19 protein-coding genes are annotated in these 20259 nt (G+C 57.4%); 10 read left to right on the top strand and 9 right to left on the bottom strand.

From position 1 onward, the window contains the following. Positions 1-90: 90 nt before the first annotated feature. Both nirD and nirB read right to left on the bottom strand, forming a co-directional pair. Positions 91-417, bottom strand: coding sequence for a nitrite reductase small subunit NirD (gene nirD, locus PI91_RS22525; protein ID WP_008503027.1), 327 nt, complete (start codon positions 415-417; stop codon positions 91-93). After that, entirely contained in the window at positions 414-2957 is a 2544-nt protein-coding gene (nirB, locus tag PI91_RS22520; RefSeq protein WP_021242204.1) for a nitrite reductase large subunit NirB, read from the bottom strand. Before nirB ends, nirD begins: the two co-directional genes overlap by 4 nt. Positions 2958-3196: 239 nt before the next feature. Between nirB and PI91_RS22515 the strand changes: the two genes are divergently transcribed. Continuing rightward, the gene (locus PI91_RS22515; RefSeq protein WP_039267219.1) at positions 3197-4498 is read left to right on the top strand and encodes a cytosine deaminase; all 1302 of its coding nucleotides are present in this window, start codon (positions 3197-3199) and stop codon (positions 4496-4498) included. Between the two features lie 18 nt (positions 4499-4516). On the opposite strand, the gene tsgA is transcribed toward PI91_RS22515, so the two are convergent. Continuing rightward, the gene (tsgA, locus tag PI91_RS22510) at positions 4517-5701 is read right to left on the bottom strand and encodes an MFS transporter TsgA (RefSeq protein WP_023326220.1); all 1185 of its coding nucleotides are present in this window, start codon (positions 5699-5701) and stop codon (positions 4517-4519) included. A 278-nt stretch (positions 5702-5979) separates the two neighbouring features. Here tsgA and ppiA point away from each other — a divergent pair, with 278 nt between their 5' ends. The 4 genes from ppiA to PI91_RS22490 all read left to right on the top strand — a co-directional run bounded on the left by ppiA (position 5980) and on the right by PI91_RS22490 (position 9142). Then, positions 5980-6552 carry a peptidylprolyl isomerase A gene (gene ppiA, locus PI91_RS22505; RefSeq protein WP_014885514.1) on the top strand — a complete coding sequence of 191 codons (573 nt, stop codon included), beginning with the start codon at positions 5980-5982 and terminating at the stop codon, positions 6550-6552. A 105-nt stretch (positions 6553-6657) separates the two neighbouring features. Further along, positions 6658-7242 (top strand): putative adenosine monophosphate-protein transferase Fic, encoded by a 585-nt coding sequence (locus PI91_RS22500; RefSeq protein WP_039267150.1) that lies wholly within the window; start codon positions 6658-6660, stop codon positions 7240-7242. Between the two features lie 30 nt (positions 7243-7272). Continuing rightward, positions 7273-7836, top strand: a complete 564-nt coding sequence (gene pabA, locus PI91_RS22495; protein ID WP_008503021.1) for an aminodeoxychorismate synthase component 2 — start codon at positions 7273-7275, stop codon at positions 7834-7836. Between the two features lie 85 nt (positions 7837-7921). Next, positions 7922-9142: an aspartate aminotransferase family protein gene (locus PI91_RS22490; RefSeq protein WP_023294715.1), complete on the top strand. Its 1221-nt coding sequence runs from the start codon at positions 7922-7924 to the stop codon at positions 9140-9142. Here PI91_RS22490 and PI91_RS22485 read toward each other — a convergent pair. Next, positions 9139-11226, bottom strand: coding sequence for a YccS/YhfK family putative transporter (locus PI91_RS22485; RefSeq protein ID WP_008503019.1), 2088 nt, complete (start codon positions 11224-11226; stop codon positions 9139-9141). The two genes, PI91_RS22490 and PI91_RS22485, sit on opposite strands and share 4 nt — an antisense overlap. Positions 11227-11283: 57 nt before the next feature. Beyond that, positions 11284-11916: a cAMP-activated global transcriptional regulator CRP gene (gene crp, locus PI91_RS22480; protein WP_000242758.1), complete on the bottom strand. Its 633-nt coding sequence runs from the start codon at positions 11914-11916 to the stop codon at positions 11284-11286. Positions 11917-12227: 311 nt separating this feature from the next. On the opposite strand from crp, the gene PI91_RS22475 reads away from it, so the two are divergent. After that, entirely contained in the window at positions 12228-12632 is a 405-nt protein-coding gene (locus PI91_RS22475) for an OsmC family protein (RefSeq protein ID WP_008503018.1), read from the top strand. A gap of 85 nt (positions 12633-12717) precedes the next feature. On the opposite strand, the gene PI91_RS22470 is transcribed toward PI91_RS22475, so the two are convergent. From PI91_RS22470 to PI91_RS22455, 4 genes are all read right to left on the bottom strand, one after another. After that, a complete protein-coding gene (locus PI91_RS22470; protein ID WP_008503017.1) occupies positions 12718-13587 on the bottom strand; it encodes a phosphoribulokinase in 870 nt (289 codons plus the stop codon). A 30-nt stretch (positions 13588-13617) separates the two neighbouring features. Then, the gene (locus PI91_RS22465; protein WP_008503016.1) at positions 13618-13836 is read right to left on the bottom strand and encodes a YheU family protein; all 219 of its coding nucleotides are present in this window, start codon (positions 13834-13836) and stop codon (positions 13618-13620) included. Beyond that, positions 13833-14855: a hydrolase gene (locus tag PI91_RS22460; RefSeq protein ID WP_039267149.1), complete on the bottom strand. Its 1023-nt coding sequence runs from the start codon at positions 14853-14855 to the stop codon at positions 13833-13835. Before PI91_RS22460 ends, PI91_RS22465 begins: the two co-directional genes overlap by 4 nt. 97 nt (positions 14856-14952) lie before the next feature. After that, complete coding sequence (locus tag PI91_RS22455; RefSeq protein WP_039267147.1) at positions 14953-16857, bottom strand: ABC transporter ATP-binding protein; 1905 nt, start codon at positions 16855-16857, stop codon at positions 14953-14955. Positions 16858-16992: 135 nt separating this feature from the next. On the opposite strand from PI91_RS22455, the gene kefG reads away from it, so the two are divergent. From kefG to slyD, 4 genes are all read left to right on the top strand, one after another. Beyond that, positions 16993-17547, top strand: coding sequence for a glutathione-regulated potassium-efflux system ancillary protein KefG (gene kefG / locus PI91_RS22450; RefSeq protein WP_021242220.1), 555 nt, complete (start codon positions 16993-16995; stop codon positions 17545-17547). Further along, positions 17547-19352, top strand: coding sequence for a glutathione-regulated potassium-efflux system protein KefB (gene kefB / locus PI91_RS22445; RefSeq protein WP_039267145.1), 1806 nt, complete (start codon positions 17547-17549; stop codon positions 19350-19352). Before kefG ends, kefB begins: the two co-directional genes overlap by 1 nt. Before the next feature lie 13 nt (positions 19353-19365). Then, positions 19366-19566, top strand: coding sequence for a YheV family putative zinc ribbon protein (locus tag PI91_RS22440; RefSeq protein WP_008503011.1), 201 nt, complete (start codon positions 19366-19368; stop codon positions 19564-19566). 94 nt (positions 19567-19660) lie between these two features. Further along, positions 19661-20251, top strand: a complete 591-nt coding sequence (gene slyD / locus PI91_RS22435; protein WP_008503010.1) for a peptidylprolyl isomerase — start codon at positions 19661-19663, stop codon at positions 20249-20251. Positions 20252-20259: the final 8 nt, after the last annotated feature.

The following is a 20259-nucleotide window of genomic DNA, read 5'->3' as shown; positions in this document are numbered from 1 at the left end:
GGATAACAGCAGGAATCGTACAGAACATACGGTTTTTCCTGCCGTTACCCATAAGGGGTCATAAGCCTTTCCTATTGAAAAGGCGAGGGGTTACGCTTTCAGCTGTACCTCGCCGTCCTTCACGCGGACGTCGTAGTGTTTGACCGAGAAGCTTTCATCTTCCATGCAGAGTCCGTCGGTTAAGCGGAAACGCTGCTTTTTCAACGGGCTGGCGACCCACAGTTCCCCCTGGTGCTCGGCAATCAGGCCGCGGGAGAGCACGCTGGCCTCAAAGAACGGGTCAATATTGCTGATGGCAAAAACCTGTTCATCGTGGCGAGGGCGGAAAATCGCCACCTGCTCGTTGCCCAGCAGCGCACAGACGCCGGTGGCGGGGAGAATGTCGTTAATATTGCAGATGTTTACCCACTGGCTCATGCGTTTTCCTCCACCAGCGTGACCGGAATACGTTCATACGGCGTGGCCGGACGATGCTGTTCGCGCTCCGGCACAACCTGTACGTTCGGGTCGCGCTGGGTGCTGTTGATAAAGTGTTTGAAGCGCGTCTGCGCCGCCGGGGTGTTGACGGTTTCCGTCCACTCGCAGATCACCGCCTCGCGCAGGCGCGCCATCTCCGCTTCCAGATGTTCGTTCAGGCCCAGCTTGTCGTCGATAATGACCGATTTCAGGTAGTCGATGCCGCCCTCGAGGTTATCGAGCCAGGAGGCGGTACGGGTCAGCTTATCGGCGGTACGGATGTAGAACATCATGAAGCGGTCGAGATACTGAATCAGCGTGTCGCGATCGAGATCCGCCGCCAGCAGGTCCGCATGGCGCGGTTTCATCCCGCCGTTGCCGCACACATACAGGTTCCAGCCTTTTTCGGTGGCAATAATACCCACGTCTTTACCCTGCGCTTCCGCACATTCGCGGGTACAGCCGGAGACGCCGAACTTCATTTTGTGCGGGGTACGGATGCCTTTGTAGCGGTTTTCCAGCTCAACGCCGAAGCCCACGCTGTCGCCGACGCCGTAGCGGCACCAGGTGCTGCCCACGCAGGTTTTCGCCATGCGCAGCGCTTTGGCGTACGCGTGGCCGGTTTCGAAGCCCGCTTCAATCAGCTGACGCCAGATTTCCGGCAGGTCGTCCTTCTGCGCGCCAAACAGGCCGATACGCTGGGAGCCGGTAATTTTGGTGTAGAGGTTAAATTCACGCGCGATACGGCCCACCGCGACCAGCCCTTCCGGCGTGATTTCGCCACCAGCGGAACGTGGGATAACGGAATAGGTCCCGTCTTTCTGAATGTTCGCCAGGAAGTTGTCGTTAGTGTCCTGCAGCGGCGTGTGTTCCGGCTTGAGCACGTACTCGTTCCAGCAGGAGGCCAGCAGGGAGCCGACGGTGGGTTTACACACCTCACAGCCGTAGCCCTGGCCGTGCTTCGCCAGCAGTTCGTCGAAGGACTTGATGCCTTCCACGCGGATCAGGTGATACAGCTCCTGACGAGAATACGCAAAGTGTTCGCACAGGTTGTTGTTCACTTCGATGCCCTGTTTCGCCAGCTCGGCGTTCAGCACCTGGGTGACCAGTGGAATACAGCCGCCGCAGCCGGTACCGGCTTTGGTTTCCGCTTTCAGCGCCGCAACGGTGTGGCACCCTTTGTTGATCGCGGAGATCAGCATGCCTTTGGTCACGTCGAAGCAGGAGCAAATCTGCGCGCTGTCCGGCAGTTTATCCACGCCGATGGACGGCTTGCCGCTGGAGGCGTGCGCCGGGAGGATCAGCGCGTCCGGGTTTTCCGGCAGCTCGATGGCGTTGAGCACCAGCTGGAGCAGGTTACCGAAGTCGCTGGTGTCGCCCACCAGCACCGCCCCGAGCAGGGTTTTGTTGTCCTGGCTGACGATGAGACGTTTGTAGACTTCTTTGCTTTCGTCGAGGTAGACATAGCTGCGCGCGCCGGGCGTGCGGCCGTGCGCATCGCCAATACCGCCTACGTCCACGCCCAGCAGCTTCAGCTTGGCGCTCATGTCTGCGCCGGTGAAGGCGTTTTCGCTGCCCAGGATATGATCCACGGCGACCTGCGCCATTTTGTACCCAGGCGCGACCAGGCCGAATACGCGGTTGTTCCAGCTGGCGCATTCGCCGATGGCGTAAATATCCGGGTCGGAGGTCTGGCAGGTGTCGTTAATCATGATCCCACCGCGCTGCGCGACGGCCAGACCGCATTGCGTTGCCAGCTTGTCGCGCGGGCGGATGCCGGTGGAGAAGACGATGAAGTCCACTTCCAGCTCGCTGCCGTCGGCAAAGCGCATGGTTTTACGCGCTTCAGTCCCTTCCTGAACGATCTCTTTGGTGTTTTTGCTGGTGTGAACTTTCACGCCCATGCTTTCGATCTTACGGCGCAGCTGATCGCCACCCATGTGGTCGAGCTGTTCGGCCATCAGCATTGGCGCAAATTCGATAACGTGGGTTTCAACCCCGAGGTTTTTGAGCGCGCCAGCCGCTTCCAGACCCAGCAGACCGCCGCCGACCACCGCGCCGCGTTTGCTTCGACGCGCGCAGGATTCGATGGCGTTGAGGTCCTCAATCGTGCGATAAACGAAGCAATCCTGCGTTTCCGAGCCTTTAATGGGTGGGATCCACGGATACGAGCCCGTCGCCATGATCAGCTTGTCGTAAAAAACCGTACGGCCGGCGCTGGAGTGGATCACTTTTTCCTGACGGTTGATGGTGATAGCGCGTTCGCCCACCAGCACTTTTACGCCATGCTTCTCGTAGAAACCTTCGCGCACCAGAGAGAGCTCTTCGGCGGTATGATGGGAGAAGTAGGAAGACAGGTGCACACGGTCGTATGCCTTGCGGGGTTCTTCACAGAACACGGTAATATCGAACTGCTCAGCATCGGCTTTATCGAGAAGATCCTCAATAAAGCGGTGGCCGACCATGCCGTTACCGATGATAGCGAGTCTGACTTTGCTCATTATTGCCTCGATTTCTTTTCTATTATTGCCTACCTTAACGATTCAGCAGGGGCGCTTATTGATGCAAATCAAATACGCCTTCGCCTACTCCTTAGGTGGTACATGACTGATTTGTCAGGATTTTTATAAGTGGCGGAAATCGCAGGCTTTTCGTGTTCGTTGAATTTGTGTACAAATCAGGGGCGGTTTTGCAAAAATCGATACGCCTGAATATCAGCTGCGTTTATGAGGGGAAAGGTATGTCTACATCACCGTTATGGCTTGTTCAGAATGTGCGTTTACCGGGTCGGGATGGGCTGTGGCAACTTGCCATCGAGAACGGGCGATTTGGTGACATCACCCCGATGGACGACACCCACGCCGAAAGTTATGAGGTACTGAACGCGCGCGGTGGGCTTGCTCTCCCGCCGTTCATCGAGCCGCATATTCATCTTGATACCACCCAGACGGCGGGTGAGCCGAACTGGAACCAGTCCGGCACGCTGTTCGAAGGCATTGAACGCTGGGCGGAGCGCAAAGCGCTGCTCAGCCACGAGGATGTGAAAGCACGCGCCTGGAAAACGCTGAAGTGGCAAATCGCTAACGGCATTCAGTTTGTCCGCACCCATGTGGATGTCTCTGACCCAACGCTTACCGCCCTGAAGGCGATGCTGGAGGTGAAGCAGGAGGTGGCCCCGTGGGTAACGCTGCAAATCGTCGCGTTTCCGCAGGAAGGTATTCTCTCTTACCCGAACGGCGCGGCGCTGCTGGAAGAGGCGTTAAAACTGGGGGCCGACGTGGTGGGGGCGATCCCACATTTTGAGTTCACCCGTGAGTACGGCGTCCAGTCGCTGCACATCGCTTTTGAGCTGGCGAAGAAGTATGACCGCCCGCTGGATATCCACTGCGATGAAATTGACGACGAACAGTCGCGGTTTGTCGAGACGGTGGCCACGCTGGCGTATGAGGCCGGCATCGGCCCGCGCGTGACGGCCAGCCACACCACCGCCATGCACGCCTACAACGGCGCTTACACCTCGCGGCTTTTCCGTCTGCTGAAGATGTCGGGGATTAACTTCGTTGCGAACCCGCTGGTCAACATCCACCTGCAGGGGCGCTTTGATGACTATCCGAAGCGTCGCGGTATCACCCGGGTGAAAGAACTGCAGGAAGCGGGCATTAACGTCTGCTTTGGTCATGACGACGTCTTCGACCCGTGGTACCCGCTCGGCACCGGCAACATGCTGCAGGTGCTGCATATGGGGCTACACGTCTGCCAGATGATGGGCTATCCGCAAATCGACAGCGGCCTGAACCTGATTACCCATAACAGCGCCCGCACCTTTGGCCTGAGCGATTACGGTATTGAAACGGGAAATCCGGCAAACCTGATTATTCTGCCTGCGGAGAGTGGGTTTGAAGCGGTGCGCTGTCAGGTGCCGGTGCGCTGGTCGATTCGTCAGGGGCGGATTATTGCCACTACGCAGCTGGCGCAGACCTGGATCCAGATGGATACCGGAGGAGAAGAGGTCAGTTTCGCCAGAAACAGCCCCTCTGCGTAATGCAAAGGGGCGCAGGGTTTAGTGCGATGCCGCTGCCGCGTTGTGCTGGCGGTGGCGGGTCACAAAGCCCAGGATGAAGCACATGATGAACACCACGGCGTACAGACCGTTCGCGGTGTGCAGTGCGGCCAGCGGGCCGCTGTGGGCAACGATCGGGCCCGTCACCACGAAGGTCAGCATGGTGCCGATGGTGCCGCAGGTCAGAACGAAGTTAACCAGCTTCGGCGAGGCCACTTTGGTCTGCAGGGAGCCCAGGGTGATGATCGAGGTGTAAATCGCGCTGGAGAAGAAGCCCAGGGTCAGAATGAACCATGGCATATGCTCCGGGGAACCGTTGATGAACAGATACATCAGCACGGTCGCCAGGCCCGCCAGCACGGTCAGAATGCGCTGCAGGTCGAAGAAGCGCAGGATGAAGCTAAACGCCCACATGCCGAACATGTAAGACATCCAGAAATCGCTCACCAGTTTACCCGCGTCGTTCAGGCTCATGCCCAGACCTTTGGCATATTCCGGTACCCAGGAGATAAAGCCCAGCTGGCCCAGGATGTAGCACAGGGCGGCGATGGAGAGGAACAGCACGCCGATACCCCATTTCTCTTTCGCCACAGGCTCTGCCGTGGTTTGCGCTTTTTTACCCAGAACCGGGAAGTCGCAGCCGAAGGTCAGAATGAAAATAGCAACGTAGACCAGACCGATGCAGGCGTAGACCCAGTACCACTCAATGCTGCGCGCCAGCAGAACGGCAGCGACCATCGGGAAGATCATTCCGGCCATGCTGAAGAAGGAGTCGGTAAACAGCAGGCGCGCGCCGCGCTGGCGGCCTTCATACATATGGGTAATCAGGAACGTCCCGATCGACATGGTGATCCCGCTGACCAGGCCGAGCACGAACATGGCGGCTGAGAACAGGGCGATGCTGTGGCTGAGCATCAGACCCGCCACGGCGGCGACCATCAGCACGAAGCCGAAGCGAAGCTGGGTTTTCAGCGGCACGATTTCCATCAGCCAGGCATTCAGGAAGATAGAGATCAGGATCCCTGCGTTGAGGAAGGTGAAGGTGTTGCTCATGCTGGAAACGGGCAGCTGGAAGTAGTCTGCGATATTCCCCATCACCATCCCGGTGACGATCACCAACGCGCCGGTCAGGGCGTAGGAGAAGAAGCTGATCCATGTGAGCTTGATGCGATTGCTGTTAGTCATGTCTGGCCTGTTCAAAAAAAGAAAAGCGCCGAAGGGGCGCTGAGAGCGGGCAGATTTTAGTCGCTAAAGTGATCCATTCCTATCTTTTAAGGGTAATGATTATGTCATTGCAGGTTTTAATGTGATCTAAATCACATTAAGTGGCGGTCTAACCAATCGTTTGCGCAGTAATAATTGTTTCAATTTCGTAAAATTAGGTAAAAGGCTGGTCTACGTTCATACTGCTCTTTAGAATCAAGCCATTCGCTTTTTATACTGCGCTTTGTTAAGGAATTCTCATGCTCAAATCAACACTGGCGGCTGTCGCAGCTGTGTTTGCTCTTTCTGCCGTTTCCCCTGCTGCGCTGGCAGCAAAAGGGGACCCTCACGTTCTGCTGACCACCTCCGCCGGGAATATTGAGCTGGAACTGAATAGCCAGAAAGCTCCGGTTTCTGTGAAAAACTTCCTCGACTATGTGAACAGTGGTTTCTATAACAACACCACCTTCCACCGCGTGATCCCGGGCTTCATGATTCAGGGTGGCGGCTTCAACGAGCAGATGCAGCAGAAACAGCCGAACCCGCCAATCAAAAACGAAGCGGACAACGGCCTGCTGAACAAACGCGGCACGATCTCTATGGCGCGTACCGCAGACAAAGATAGCGCGACCAGCCAGTTCTTCCTCAACGTGGCGGATAACGCCTTCCTCGACCACGGCCAGCGCGACTTCGGCTATGCGGTGTTCGGTAAAATCGTGAAAGGGATGGACGTGGCCGATAAGATTTCTCAGGTGCCTACCCATGACGTCGGTCCGTATCAGAATGTGCCGTCCAAACCTGTCGTGATCCTCTCCGCAAAAGTTCTGCCGTAACGTTCTTCGACGCGGGCGATGCTCGCCCGTGTTGTGACCCCTCCCTGCGAAAGCGCGTTTTGCTGCTTATACTTGTGGCAAACGGACTATTCAGGGAGGCGTTAAGTGAAAAAACTCACCGACAAGCAAAAATCCCGTCTTTGGGAGCAGCAGCGTAGCGTCAACTTTCAGGCCAGTTGTCTCCTTGAGAAAGGTAATGGTCCATCGGATCCCGACATTGAGAGCCTGGCGCTTGGGCCTTCCGCGCCCGGGTTACCTCATCTGTGCCTTATTCACCGCCATCTCTACCGCAGAGAGATGAAGCGGGCAGGTGAGTTCCGGACCGACGATATTTTCAAAGGTGATATTCCCTTCTGCCATTTCGAATACATCGAAAAGATGGGTAATGAACTGATGGCGGCGCTGGAAAGCGAAAAGTATCTGGCTGGCCTTGAGAAAGCGGCGTTCATTGAAAAAATTAGCCATTATTATTGTGAAATCAACATGCTGCATCCTTTTTCGAGTGGTAACGGTATTGCTCAGCGCGTTTTCTTTGAGCAGCTGGCGATCCATGCGGGCTATTCACTGGACTGGCGCGATATCGATCCCGAGGAGTGGGTGTCCGCTAACCGCAGCGGCGCAACGGGGGATTTAACCGCGCTAAACGCTATCTTTGCCAAAGTAGTGAGCGAAGCGCGGGAATCTGAGTAGAATAGGGCGGCATTTTTTTCGGGAGCCGCCATGATTCTGCTGATTGATAACTACGATTCCTTCACCTGGAACCTTTACCAGTATTTTTGCGAACTGGGTGCAGAGGTGGTTGTCCGACGTAACGACGAGATTGGCCTGGCCGATATCGAGACGCTGGCTCCGCAGAAAATCGTGATTTCACCCGGCCCCTGCACGCCGTCGGAATCAGGTATTTCGCTGGAGGTTATCCAGCACTATGCCGGCAAGCTGCCGATCCTCGGCGTTTGTCTGGGCCATCAGGCGATTGCCCAGGCCTTTGGTGCCACCATCGTGCGCGCCGCCAAAGTCATGCACGGTAAAACCTCGCCGGTCACCCACACGGGCACCGGAGTGTTCACGGGGCTCAATAATCCGTTAACCGTGACGCGCTACCATTCGCTGGTGATTGACCCGTCGACGCTGCCCGACGGCTTTGAGGTGACCGCCTGGAGCGATACGCAGGAGATCATGGGGATTCGTCACCGCGAATGGGATCTCGAAGGCGTGCAGTTCCATCCGGAAAGCATCCTCAGCGAGCAGGGGCACGCGCTGCTGGCAAATTTCCTCCATCGCTGAATATCTGTTGCCTTGCTATGATTTTTTATGCATATTTTGTGATTATATTTTCACAATCAATGTGACATAAATGGATGGGCATGACATGGCAACTGAACAACCAGCAATTACCCGCGCGACATTCGATGAAGTGATTCTGCCGATTTATGCACCGGCTGAATTTATCCCTGTGAAGGGGAAAGGCAGCCGCGTCTGGGATCAGCAGGGCAAGGAGTATGTGGATTTCGCGGGCGGTATTGCGGTCACGGCGCTGGGTCATTGCCATCCCGCGCTGGTGGAGGCGCTGAAAACCCAGGGCGAAACCCTGTGGCACACCAGCAACGTCTTCACCAACGAACCGGCGCTGCGCCTGGGCCGTAAGATCATTGATGCCACGTTTGCCGAGCGCGTGCTGTTTATGAACTCCGGCACCGAAGCCAACGAAACCGCCTTTAAGCTGGCGCGCTACTACGCGACCACGCGCCACAGCCCGTACAAAACCAAAATCATCGCCTTCCACAATGCCTTCCACGGACGCTCCTTCTTTACCGTCTCCGTTGGCGGTCAGCCAAAGTATTCCGACGGGTTTGGCCCGAAACCGGCCGACATCGTCCACGTGCCGTTTAACGATCTGCACGCGGTGAAAGCGGTGATGGACGACCACACCTGCGCGGTGGTGGTCGAGCCTATTCAGGGGGAAGGCGGCGTGACCGCGGCAACCCCGGAATTCCTGAAAGGGCTGCGCGCGCTGTGCGACGAACATCAGGCGCTGCTGGTGTTTGATGAAGTGCAGTGCGGGATGGGGCGTACCGGGGACCTGTTTGCCTATATGCACTACGGCGTGACGCCGGATATTTTGACCAGCGCGAAAGCGCTCGGCGGCGGTTTCCCGGTGAGTGCGGTCCTGACGACGCAGGAGATCGCCTCCGCGTTCCACGTCGGTTCTCATGGCTCTACCTACGGCGGTAACCCGCTGGCGAGCGCCGTAGCGGGGGCCGCGTTCGACATCATCAACACGCCAGAGGTGCTAAACGGCGTTAGCGCGAAGCGCGAGCTGTTTGTGAAGCACCTGAAGCAGATTGACGAGCAGTACGACGTGTTCAGCGAGATCCGCGGGATGGGGCTGCTGATTGGCGCCGAGCTGAAGCCGCAGTACAAGGGCCGCGCGCGTGATTTCCTGCACGCCGCCGCTCGCGAAGGGGTGATGGTGCTCAACGCCGGGCCGGACGTGATGCGCTTTGCGCCGTCGCTGGTGGTGGAAGACAAAGACATCGAAGACGGCTTAACCCGCTTTGCCGCGGCGGTTGCAAAGATCGTTAAAGGCTAATATTCGGTTCGTTTCAACCTTCGCGTTAACCAAACCCCATGATGCGGACGCTGACGCCATGCCACCGACGAAATGGTGTGCATGGTGTTCAGATGCCCCAGCACGCGCTGCAAGTGTTGCTCCAGGGTGCTCATTGGCCCGTGGGTTAACGTCTCCGGCGCTTCCAGAATATTTAAATCCCCCGACTCGCCCGGTGAGTCATACTCCAGACGCTGCTGGCAGCGCTGCAACGCAATTTCACACGACTGCAGGTAGCGCTGCGCCAGATCCGGCGTCAGCATCGTGTGCTCGCGCGCCAGCGTCGTCATGGCGTTAATGTGCTCAACGATAAACTGACTGTGCGTTACCCAGAGCTTCATGTCCGCCAGATAGTGCGAATTAAAGCCCGGCTCCTGCATCGCCTGGTTGAGCGAGTTGAACAGAGCGTTGTGCGCCTGGTTGACCTTCATGCGCTGATACGCCAGCGGGGAGGGCTGCGGGTCGTCGCTCAGGATGAGGCGAATGGCCTGCTGGTCGGCCTCCAGCGCGTCGTGGGCGTTCTGCCTGAGCAGCCCGCTCTGCCACTGCGGCCACAGCCAGACCATGCCGCCGAAGGCAATCAGGCAGCCGATCAGGGTATCAATCAGCCTGGCGATAATAAACTGTTCGCCGTTCAGCGTAAGCAGCTGCAGGGTGTATACCGCCGTCACCGTAAAGCCCACCATCGCCCAGCCGTAATTTTTGCGGATAATCAGGTAGCTCACCAGCGTGATCGCCAGCATGCCTGCCAGGGTATAGCCTTCCGGCACGTGGAAGTGCAGCGTTACGCCTGCAATGATCAGCCCGGCCATGGTGCCGCCCGCCCGGTGCAGAATACGCACCCGCGTGGCGCCGTAGCCGTTCTGGGTGACGAACAGCACGGTCATTAAGATCCAGTAGGGCTTCGGCAGATGCAGCGCCATGCCCATCAGGCTGGCGATACTGAGCATCACGCTAATTCGTGCGGCATTGCGCAGGGCGGACGATTTGAGAGACAGATAGCTTTTGAGCGCGGGCAACAGGGGAAGCCGTTTTTGTTTATCCGCCATCAGGTCGCGGGAATAAAGCGGGCGCTGGGTGCGCAGCACGCGGGCGATGCGGCTGAAGTGCCAGGCGGCAAACTGGCCGACCGGGTTATCCGGATGCTGACGGGCAATTTTCTCCAGCGCACCGAGCTGTTTTTCCATGTTAAAGCGCGTGGGATAGCGGTGGTAGAGAATATCGTCAGCCAGCACGCGCAGGCGTGCCGAGACGGTCTGCGCGTTCCAGCGGATCACCGCTTCGGCGTGGCTGCGCTCAACCAGCTTTTGCACCTCCTGCGGGTGGTGCAGGCTAACGGAGATATGCTCCTGCAGATCCAGGCCTACCTGGAAGGTGCGCAGCAGCCGTTTGTACTCATGGTTCTTGTTGGCGGCGAGCATGTGCAGCTGCTGATAGCACTGGCTTATCAGATCCACCACCTTCTGCTGGCGCGTCAGCAGCGGCGGTAAGGCTTTTTCCGGATCGGTATGCTGGGTGAGCAGGGTGTATTTGGCTTCGCAGTATTCCGCCAACTGCACATAGAGCAGGCTCAGGGATTCGCGCAGCGGCTGTTCCCGCCACAGCCAGAACCAGAACCAGTTAAACAGCCCGTACCACAGTGTCCCCAGCGCGTAGATCAGTAGCGGCTCCCACACCGGCATATTCCCGGCGAGGCTCAGCGTGAAGATGGCCGCAATCAGCGAGGCGGGTAGCAGGCGGGCGTGCAGCGAGCTGATTTCCGCCGTGACGCCGAGCGTCATCGCCAGCACCGTCAGGATCAGCGGCAGCGGGATATCCCGGGCCAGTAAAAGCTGTACGGCAAGGCTACAGCCAGCAAACAGGCAGCCGCCCACGATCAGACGTTTGAAAAAGCGCTTATGCGGTGTGTCCAGGCCAGCAATGTTGCAGCAGGCGGGCACGAGGGAAAAGAGCAGGCCTTGCTGAAGGTGTCCGAGGATCAGGCCGATGGCCACGGGTAGACACAACACCAGCGTTTGTCGCAGTGCGTAGTTAACTTCCGGGTGATAGATCAGCCTGCGCCACATGAGGAGTAGAGACAAAAACGGCGTGACACCTTGCGATGGCACGCCGTTTAAGCGGAATTAACGCGTTCCGTAGACCACGATGGTTTTACCGTGGGCGGAGATCAGGTTTTGATCTTCCAGCATTTTCAGGATACGGCCCACTGTTTCACGGGAGCAACCGACGATCTGACCAATTTCCTGACGGGTAATTTTAATTTGCATGCCGTCCGGGTGGGTCATGGCGTCCGGCTGTTTCGCCAGGTTCAGCAGCGTCTGCGCGATACGACCGGTTACGTCCAGGAAGGCGAGGTTGCCCACTTTCTCTGAGGTGACCTGCAGACGGCGCGCCATCTGGGAAGAGAGACGCATCAGAATGTCAGGGTTAACCTGAATCAGCTGACGGAACTTCTTGTAAGAAATTTCAGCCACTTCACATGCTGTCTTTGCACGAACCCAGGCGCTACGTTCCTGGCCCTCTTCAAACAGGCCCAGTTCACCGATGAAATCGCCCTGGTTCAGATAAGAAAGGATCATCTCTTTCCCTTCTTCATCTTTGATCAGCACTGCCACCGAGCCTTTAACGATGTAATACAACGTTTCCGCTTTTTCACCCTGGTGAATCAGCGTGCTCTTTGATGGGTACTTATGAATGTGGCAATGAGACAAGAACCATTCGAGAGTCGGGTCTGTTTGCGGTTTGCCAAGCACCATGCGCTGTTATCCTCTGTTATAAGCTGTCACCAGAGTCATCAGATGCATCCGGACTCTGGGGTTGCAATCGAATTCTTACCCATACCCTGGGAAGTCGGCTACCGTAACGTTTCGCAGCCAGTAAAGTTTGATGTCCTCTGCATACATGTGTAACGTCAATGTATTACTGTAGCATCCTGAGTGTTTTAGCATAGCTTTCGCCGCGTGTCTCCTGGTGTCTCGCTTCAGCATGATGCAGGTCGCCTTCCATTGCGAGAAATGTAACGCACGCGTAATCTGTCACCAAAAATGCAACGTTGGAGTTTAAGAATATGCAAGCGCGCGTGAAGTGGGTTGAAGGTTTAACGTTCCTGGGCGAGTCCGCGTCAGGACATCAGATTTTGATGGATGGTAACTCCGGCGATAAAGCGCCCAGCCCAATGGAAATGGTGCTGATGGCGGCAGGGGGATGCAGCGCCATTGACGTGGTGTCGATTCTGCAAAAAGGCCGTCATGACGTGACGGATTGTGAGGTCAAACTCACGTCAGAACGCCGCGAAGAGGCGCCACGCCTGTTCACCCACATCAATCTGCACTTTGTGGTCACCGGTAAAGAACTGAAAGACGCGGCGGTTTCACGTGCGGTGGACCTGTCTGCGGAGAAGTACTGCTCTGTGGCGTTAATGCTGGAGAAAGCGGTAAAAATCACCCATTCGTATGAAGTGATCGAGGCTTAATGTTTTGGCGGGTGGCGCTTCGCTGACCCGCCCTACAAAAGCACGACCGTAGGCCCGGTAAGCGCAGCGCCACCGGGCAAAAAACTCACGCGATCTGTTTCCCTTCCATCAACCGCTCCACCAGCGGCGTCATGATGAGCTCCATCGCCAGCCCCATTTTTCCGCCCGGTACAACTAATGTATTCATGTGAGAAATAAACGAGCCCTGCAGCATTGCCAGCAGCCAGGGGTAGTCAATGCCTTCGAGATTGCGGAAATGGATCACCACAAAGCTCTCATCCAGGGATGGGATACTTTTGGCCGCGAACGGGTTGGAGGTGTCCACCGTCGGCACGCGCTGGAAGTTGATATGGGTGCGGGAAAACTGCGGCGTCAGGAAGTTGATGTAGTCTTCCATGGAGCGCACCACCGAATCCATCACTGCTTCGCGCGAGTGGCCGCGCTCGCTCATGTCACGCGTCAGCTTCTGGATCCACTCCAGGTTAACGATAGGCACCACGCCAACCAGCAGATCCACGTGGCGCGCCACGTCGTGCTGCGGCGTGACCACGCCGCCGTGTAATCCTTCGTAGAACAGCACGTCGGTAGGTTCCGGCAGGGGCTGCCAGGGGGTAAAGGTGCCAGGCACCTGATTCCAGGGAACGGCTTCATCATAGGTATGCAGATACTTGCGGGACTGCCCTTTACCGCTCTGGCCGTACTCAATAAAGGTTTGTTCCAGCAGGCCGAAGTCATTGGCTTCCGGACCGAAGTAGCTGATGTGTTTACCCAGATCGCGCGCCTTACGGATGGCCATGTCCATCTCCGGGCGCGTGTAGCGGTGAAAGCTGTCGCCTTCGACCTCCGCCGCACGGAGATTCAGCTGGGCGAAAATCTTGCGAAATGCGAGGCTGGTGGTGGTGGTTCCCGCACCACTCGACCCCGTAACGGCAATAACCGGATGTCTGGCAGACATAGCAACTCCCTGACTGAAAAGGGTGGAAGATCAGCCGTGAAACGCGTTGCGGGGCATGATATTCACCGTCTCATGCAGTTCTGACCACACCAGCACCACGTCGCCGCTTTTCAGCTGGCGCTTTACATCGTTGACCTTTTGCTCAAGCGAGCGTTCCTGTTCACCATAATCGGTGCCTTCGCGTAATACAAAGCTTTCAATCAGATTATCGAGCGTTTCGGGAGCCAGATCCTGCCAGGGAATAATCATGTTGCACCGTCCAGATAAGGGGTTAGCCAGTCAGGAATACGCGCCTCAAGCCACATTTTCGGGCGGCGCAGCGTGCCGCCGATAAACCCGACGTGGCCGCCGTGCTCGGTCAACTGATAGTGAACATTGTCGGGCAGGAATTCCTGAGCGGGAATCGAGTGATGATCCATAAAAGGGTCATCTTTGGCGTGAATGATCAGCGTCGGCTGCGTGATCTTGCTGAGCAGCGGCATGGCGCTGCATTGACGATAATAGTCAATTGCATCGGCGAAGCCGTGGATTTTCGCGGTGATCAGATCGTCGAATTCGCGTATGCGGCGCACTTTTTTCAGCTGGCGCAGGCTGACCGGGAGGGTGTCCGGGTAGGCTTTCAGCTTACGCGCCGCGTTGGCCTTCAGCAGGTTGAGCAGGTAGCGCTGATAGACGCGGGAAAAGCCTTTGTCCATGTGGTAGCTGCACTGCTCCAGCATGAACGGGGCGGAGACGATGACGGCGGCATCCAGCGGGACGCTTTCCCCTTCTTTAGCTAACAGGCAGGCCAGCATATTTCCGCCCAACGAGTAGCCTACGGCCGCGGTGGGCACGGTGCCAAAGTTGTCCCGCAGCCAGTGTAAAAACCACGTGCCGTCTTCTGTTTCACCCGAGTGATAGATACGCTTCTGCCGGTTCGGCTCGCCGCTGCAGCCGCGAAAATGCATCACCACGCCGAGCCAGCCGCGCGCTTTGGCCGCCTCAATGAGCCCGTGTGCATACGGGCTGTGCAGGCTGCCTTCCAGACCGTGAAAGACCACCAGCCGCGGCTTATGGCGAGCCTGCTCCGGCGCTTCGCTCCAGGCAAGATCCAAAAAGTCACCGTCTGGCAGATCTAGCCGCTGCCAGTGTGGGGTGAACTGAACCTTGCGGCGGATCAGTCGCGGCAGCATGGTCTGCAAATGGCGATTGGCGACGCCGCGCATAGGCACGAACTCAGTGCTGTCTTCGGCGGCAATGTCGAAGCCTGATGGAATGATTTGGGTCATAGGCGCGATGCTGATTCTTGTCGGAAATTTACGATACTTTCCGAATTGTACCCCGTTTAGCCTGGATTTCCGAACCAGGCAAAACGGAGCAATGAATTCAGTCAGCCTGCAGCATTGTTTCCAGCTGTTCCTGCGCGTCCAGCCACGCCATCTCACACTCTTCAAGGCTCGATTTGGTCTTCGCCTGCGTTTGCAGGCAGTCCGTCAGTTCCGCTTTACGGCTCTGGTCATACAGACCGCTGTCGCCCAGCTTCTCTTCAACGGTAGCAAGCGTGGCGTTGAGCTTTTCCATCTCTTTTTCGAGACGGGCAATCTCTTTACGCAGCGGCTGCGTCTGGGTGCGCAGCTCCGCTTCACGGCGCTTCTGGTCTTTACGCGCCTGCGCGCTGTTGGCGTTGTCTTTCGCCGACTCTTCCGGCTGGTTCTCCTGCTTCTGCACGTCCGTCAGCCACTGCTGGTAGTCTTCCAGATCGCCGTCGAACGGTTCGACTTTGCCGTCGTGCACTAAGTAGAGATCGTCCGTGGTGGAGCGGATCAGGTGACGATCGTGCGAAACGACAACCAGCGCCCCTTCGAATTCAATCAGCGCTTCGGTCAGCGCCTGACGCATGTCGAGATCCAGGTGGTTGGTCGGTTCATCGAGCAGCAGCAGGTTCGGGCGCTGCCAGACGATCAGCGCCAGCACCAGACGGGCCTTTTCGCCGCCGGAGAAGCGCTCGGTGTTTTCGGTGACCTTATCGCCCTGGAAGCCGAAGCCGCCGAGATAGTCGCGCAGCTTCTGCTCCATCTCCTGCGGCGCCAGACGCGCAAGGTGCTGAATCGGGGATTCATCCGCGCGTAAATATTCCAGTTGATGCTGGGCGAAGTAACCCAGCTTGATGCCCTTCGCCAGGCCGATTTCACCCTTGACCGGATTAAGCTCGCCCGCCAGCAGTTTGATCAGCGTGGATTTACCGGCACCGTTGCGCCCGAGCAGACCAATACGTGAACCCGGCACCAGGTTGAGCTTGATGGAGTCGAGAATAATGCGGTCGGCATAGCCCGCACTGACTTTTTCCATTTTCAGCAGCGGATTTGGCAGGCTTTCCGGGGCACGGAAGCTGAAGTGGAACGGGTTGTCGACGTGCGCCGGGGCGATCATCTCCATGCGCTCCAGCATCTTGATGCGGCTCTGGGCCTGCTTTGCTTTTGACGCCTTGGCCTTGAAGCGATCAACAAAGCTCTGCAGGTGCGCCACGCGCTGCTGCTGGCTTTCGTACATGGACTGCTGCTGGGCAAGACGCGTCGCGCGCTGGCGCTCGAAGGAGCTGTAGTTGCCGGTGTACTCGAACATCGTTTGCTGTTCGATATGAATGATTTTATCCACCACCGGGTCGAGGAAGTCTCGGTCGTGGGAGATCAGAATCAGAGTGCCCTGATAGCTCTTGAGCCACTTCTCCAGCCAAATAACCGCATCGAGATCGAGGTGGTTAGTCGGTTCATCGAGCAGCAGCAGGTCAGAGCGGCAGATCAGCGCCTGCGCCAGGTTGAGGCGCATGCGCCAGCCGCCGGAGAAGTCGCTGACCGGGCGTTCCAGCTGTTCGTTGCTGAAGCCCAGGCCGTGCAGCAGGCTGGAGGCGCGGGAGCGAATGGTCCACGCGTCGATGGCGTCCAGCTTGCCGTGAACGGTGGCGATGGCGTGGCCGTCGTTGCGCTCGTTTGCGGCATTGAGTTCCGCTTCGAGTTTTCGGTACTCACGATCGCCGTCGATAACATAGTCGAGTGCCGGTTCGCTCAGCGCGGGCGTCTCCTGGTTTACCCAGGCGAGCTGCCAGTTCCCCGGGAAGGTGAAGTTACCGCCATCCGCGCTAATCTCGTTTTTCAGCAGCGCCAGCAGCGTGGATTTACCACAGCCGTTTTTGCCGACCAGACCCACTTTCTGGCCCGGGTTGATGGTAGCAGTGGCGTTATCCAGCAGGACGCGCACGCCGCGACGAATTTGTAACGAGGAGAAAACAATCATAGAAGCGCCGTATGTTCCGACTATGTTAATTTATCATTATGATAATGTAAGGTGTGGGCCGTTTTCCGCACCGGGCCGCCATGGTAGCCCAAAACAGCGACGATACACAAAAACAGAAACAAGACCGGGAGGGGAATGATGTCTCAGACAGCAAAAGTGCTGCTGCTGTATGCCCATCCGGAATCTCAGGACTCGGTGGCAAACCGGGTGCTGCTTAAGCCGGCTACTCAGCTCAGCAACGTGACGGTGCACGATCTCTACGCGCACTATCCTGATTTCTTTATTGATATTCCTTACGAGCAGGAACTGCTGCGTCAGCATGACGTGATTGTGTTCCAGCATCCGCTTTATACCTACAGCTGTCCGGCGCTGCTCAAAGAGTGGCTGGACCGCGTGCTTAGCCGGGGCTTCTCCAGCGGGGTGGGGGGCAACCAGCTGGCGGGAAAGTACTGGCGTAGTGTGATTACGACCGGTGAACCCGAAAGCGCCTACCGCCACGACGGGCTGAACCGCTATCCGATGAGCGACATTCTGCGGCCTTTTGAGCTGACGGCGGCCATGTGCCGTATGCACTGGATGAGCCCGATTATTGTCTACTGGGCCCGTCGTCAGGATCCGAAAGAGCTGGCCAGCCACGCCAGAGCCTACGGTGAATGGCTGGCGTCACCGATTCCGGCAGGAGGGCGTTAATGGAAGGATCGAATTTGCTCCTCGCCGGGGTGCTGTTTTTATTTGCGGCCGTCGTCGCGGTGCCGCTTGCTGCACGTATTGGTATCGGTGCGGTGTTGGGTTATCTGCTGGCGGGGATCGCGATTGGCCCCTGGGGACTGGGATTCATCAGCGATGTGGATGAAATACTCCATTTCTCCGAGCTGGGCGTGGTGTTCCTGATGTTCATCATCGGCCTGGAGCTGAATCCTTCGAAATTGTGGCAACTCCGACGCTCCATATTTGGCGTGGGCGCCGCGCAGGTGGTGTTCAGTGCCGCTATCCTGGGCGGCCTGCTAATGCTGACGAATTTCTCCTGGCAGGCGGCGGTGATTGGCGGGATAGGCCTCGCGATGTCGTCGACGGCGATGGCCCTGCAGCTGATGCGCGACAAAGGGATGAACCGTAACGAAGCCGGTCAGCTGGGTTTTTCGGTGCTGCTGTTCCAGGATTTGGCGGTCATCCCGGCGCTGGCGCTGGTGCCGCTGCTGGCGGGCTCCGGGGACGATCATTTCGACTGGGCTAAAATCGCCATGAAGGTGCTGGCCTTCGCGGGGATGCTGATTGGCGGACGTTTCCTGTTACGTCCCGTATTCCGCTTTATTGCCGCGTCCGGCGTGCGCGAGGTGTTTACCGCCGCGACGCTGCTGCTGGTGCTGGGGTCTGCATTGTTTATGGACGCGCTGGGGCTGTCGATGGCGCTCGGGACCTTTATCGCCGGGGTGCTGCTGGCGGAGAGCGAGTATCGGCACGAGCTGGAAATTGCCATCGATCCCTTCAAAGGACTGCTGCTAGGTCTGTTCTTTATTTCGGTGGGGATGGCGCTCAACCTTGGCGTGCTCTATACCCATCTGCTGTGGGTTGTGGTGAGCGTCGCTATCCTGGTGGGGGTGAAAACGCTGGTGCTGTACGTCATGGCGCGCATATACGGCCTGCGCAGTTCGGAGCGCATGCAGTTTGCGAGCGTGTTGAGCCAGGGAGGAGAGTTCGCGTTTGTGCTGTTCTCTACCGCCTCGTCCCAGAAGCTGTTTAAAGACGATCAGATGGCGCTTTTGCTGGTAACGGTCACGCTGTCCATGATGACCACGCCGCTGCTGATGAAGATGGTGGATAGACTGCTGTCGCGCCGCCTGAACCCGGCAGACGACGAAGACGAAGCGCCGTGGGTGGAAGACGATAAGCCCCAGGTGATCGTGGTGGGCTTTGGCCGCTTTGGACAGGTAATCGGCCGTTTGCTAATGGCGAACAAAATGCGCATTACGGTGCTGGAGCGGGATATCAGCGCGGTCAACCTGATGCGCAAATATGGCTACAAGGTTTACTACGGCGACGCGACCCAGCTTGAGTTACTGCGCTCGGCGGGGGCAGAAGCGGCAGAATCCATCGTCATTACCTGTAACGACCCGGAAGACACGATGAAGCTGGTGGATCTTTGCCAGCAGCATTTCCCGCATCTGCATATTCTGGCGCGTGCGCGGGGACGTGTTGAAGCTCACGAATTATTGCAGGCGGGTGTGAAACACTTCTCCCGTGAGACGTTCTCCAGTGCGCTGGAGCTGGGGCGCAAGGCGCTGATCTCGCTTGGCATGCATCCGCATCAGGCGCAGCGCGCCCAGATGCATTTCCGCCGGCTGGATATGCGGATGCTGCGCGAGCTGATGCCGGTACATACCGATACGGCGCAGATCTCCCGCGTGCGGGAAGCGCGTCGCGAGCTGGAGGAGATCTTCCAGCGCGAGATGCAGCAGGAACGACGCCAGCTCGATGGCTGGGATGAATTTGAATAAAGGGTAACGAAAGATGGCTGTACGTAAACGCTTTATCGCGGGTGCAAAATGCCCGACCTGCCAGGCGCAAGATACCCTGGCGATGTGGCGGGAAAATAATATTGATGTTGTTGAGTGTGTTAAGTGCGGTCACCAGATGCGTGAGGCCGACAAAGAGGCGCGCGAGCACGTTCGCAAAGAAGAGCAAGTTATCGGGATTTTTCATCCGGACTAGCGATATGCCCTGAGTTTTTTTAAGCTAAAGGGTACACAGGTGCAGATTTCCGCTACAATCTGCGCCAGCAATTTTCCCACGCTCAGGAGATATCATGAAAGTAGCAAAAGACCTGGTGGTCAGCCTGGCCTATCAGGTACGTACAGAAGACGGTGTGTTGGTTGATGAGTCTCCGGTGAGTGCGCCGCTTGACTACCTGCATGGTCACGGTTCCCTGATTTCCGGCCTGGAAAACGCGCTGGAAGGTCATGAAGTTGGCGACAAATTTGACGTTGCTGTAGGCGCGAACGACGCTTACGGTCAGTATGACGACAACCTGGTTCAGCGCGTTCCTAAAGACGTGTTCATGGGCGTTGACGAACTGCAGGTTGGCATGCGCTTCCTGGCGGAAACCGACCAAGGCCCGGTTCCAGTTGAAATCACCGAAGTGGAAGATGACCACGTCGTGGTTGACGGCAACCACATGCTGGCTGGCCAGAACCTGAAGTTCAACGTAGAAGTTGTTGCGATCCGCGAGGCGACCGAAGAAGAGCTGGCTCATGGCCACGTTCACGGTGCGCACGGTCACGACCATGACCACGATCACGGCCACGACGGCTGCTGCGGTGGTCACGGCCACGACCATGGTCATGACCACGGCCACGGTAAAGGTGGTTGCGGTAACGGCGGCTGCGGCTGCCACTAATTCCGTCA

Origin of the sequence: Enterobacter sp. FB (genome assembly GCF_000805795.1) — a bacterium.
In the GTDB taxonomy this organism is placed as follows: domain Bacteria; phylum Pseudomonadota; class Gammaproteobacteria; order Enterobacterales; family Enterobacteriaceae; genus Enterobacter; species Enterobacter roggenkampii.
Note: the sequence above shows the minus strand (reverse complement) of the source record. Positions and strands in the feature narration are given on the sequence as shown.

Bases quoted from the DNA above. Each gene is read 5' to 3' on its own strand.
- nirD (WP_008503027.1), bottom strand. From the start codon at position 417: ATGAGCCAGTGGGTAAACATCTGCAATATTAACGACATTCTCCCCGCC.
- nirB (WP_021242204.1), bottom strand. From the start codon at position 2,957: ATGAGCAAAGTCAGACTCGCTATCATCGGTAACGGCATGGTCGGCCAC.
- PI91_RS22515 (WP_039267219.1), top strand. From the start codon at position 3,197: ATGTCTACATCACCGTTATGGCTTGTTCAGAATGTGCGTTTACCGGGT.
- tsgA (WP_023326220.1), bottom strand. From the start codon at position 5,701: ATGACTAACAGCAATCGCATCAAGCTCACATGGATCAGCTTCTTCTCC.
- ppiA (WP_014885514.1), top strand. From the start codon at position 5,980: ATGCTCAAATCAACACTGGCGGCTGTCGCAGCTGTGTTTGCTCTTTCT.
- pabA (WP_008503021.1), top strand. From the start codon at position 7,273: ATGATTCTGCTGATTGATAACTACGATTCCTTCACCTGGAACCTTTAC.
- PI91_RS22490 (WP_023294715.1), top strand. From the start codon at position 7,922: ATGGCAACTGAACAACCAGCAATTACCCGCGCGACATTCGATGAAGTG.
- PI91_RS22485 (WP_008503019.1), bottom strand. From the start codon at position 11,226: ATGTGGCGCAGGCTGATCTATCACCCGGAAGTTAACTACGCACTGCGA.
- crp (WP_000242758.1), bottom strand. From the start codon at position 11,916: ATGGTGCTTGGCAAACCGCAAACAGACCCGACTCTCGAATGGTTCTTG.
- PI91_RS22475 (WP_008503018.1), top strand. From the start codon at position 12,228: ATGCAAGCGCGCGTGAAGTGGGTTGAAGGTTTAACGTTCCTGGGCGAG.
- PI91_RS22470 (WP_008503017.1), bottom strand. From the start codon at position 13,587: ATGTCTGCCAGACATCCGGTTATTGCCGTTACGGGGTCGAGTGGTGCG.
- PI91_RS22465 (WP_008503016.1), bottom strand. From the start codon at position 13,836: ATGATTATTCCCTGGCAGGATCTGGCTCCCGAAACGCTCGATAATCTG.
- PI91_RS22460 (WP_039267149.1), bottom strand. From the start codon at position 14,855: ATGACCCAAATCATTCCATCAGGCTTCGACATTGCCGCCGAAGACAGC.
- PI91_RS22455 (WP_039267147.1), bottom strand. From the start codon at position 16,857: ATGATTGTTTTCTCCTCGTTACAAATTCGTCGCGGCGTGCGCGTCCTG.
- kefG (WP_021242220.1), top strand. From the start codon at position 16,993: ATGATGTCTCAGACAGCAAAAGTGCTGCTGCTGTATGCCCATCCGGAA.
- kefB (WP_039267145.1), top strand. From the start codon at position 17,547: ATGGAAGGATCGAATTTGCTCCTCGCCGGGGTGCTGTTTTTATTTGCG.
- PI91_RS22440 (WP_008503011.1), top strand. From the start codon at position 19,366: ATGGCTGTACGTAAACGCTTTATCGCGGGTGCAAAATGCCCGACCTGC.
- slyD (WP_008503010.1), top strand. From the start codon at position 19,661: ATGAAAGTAGCAAAAGACCTGGTGGTCAGCCTGGCCTATCAGGTACGT.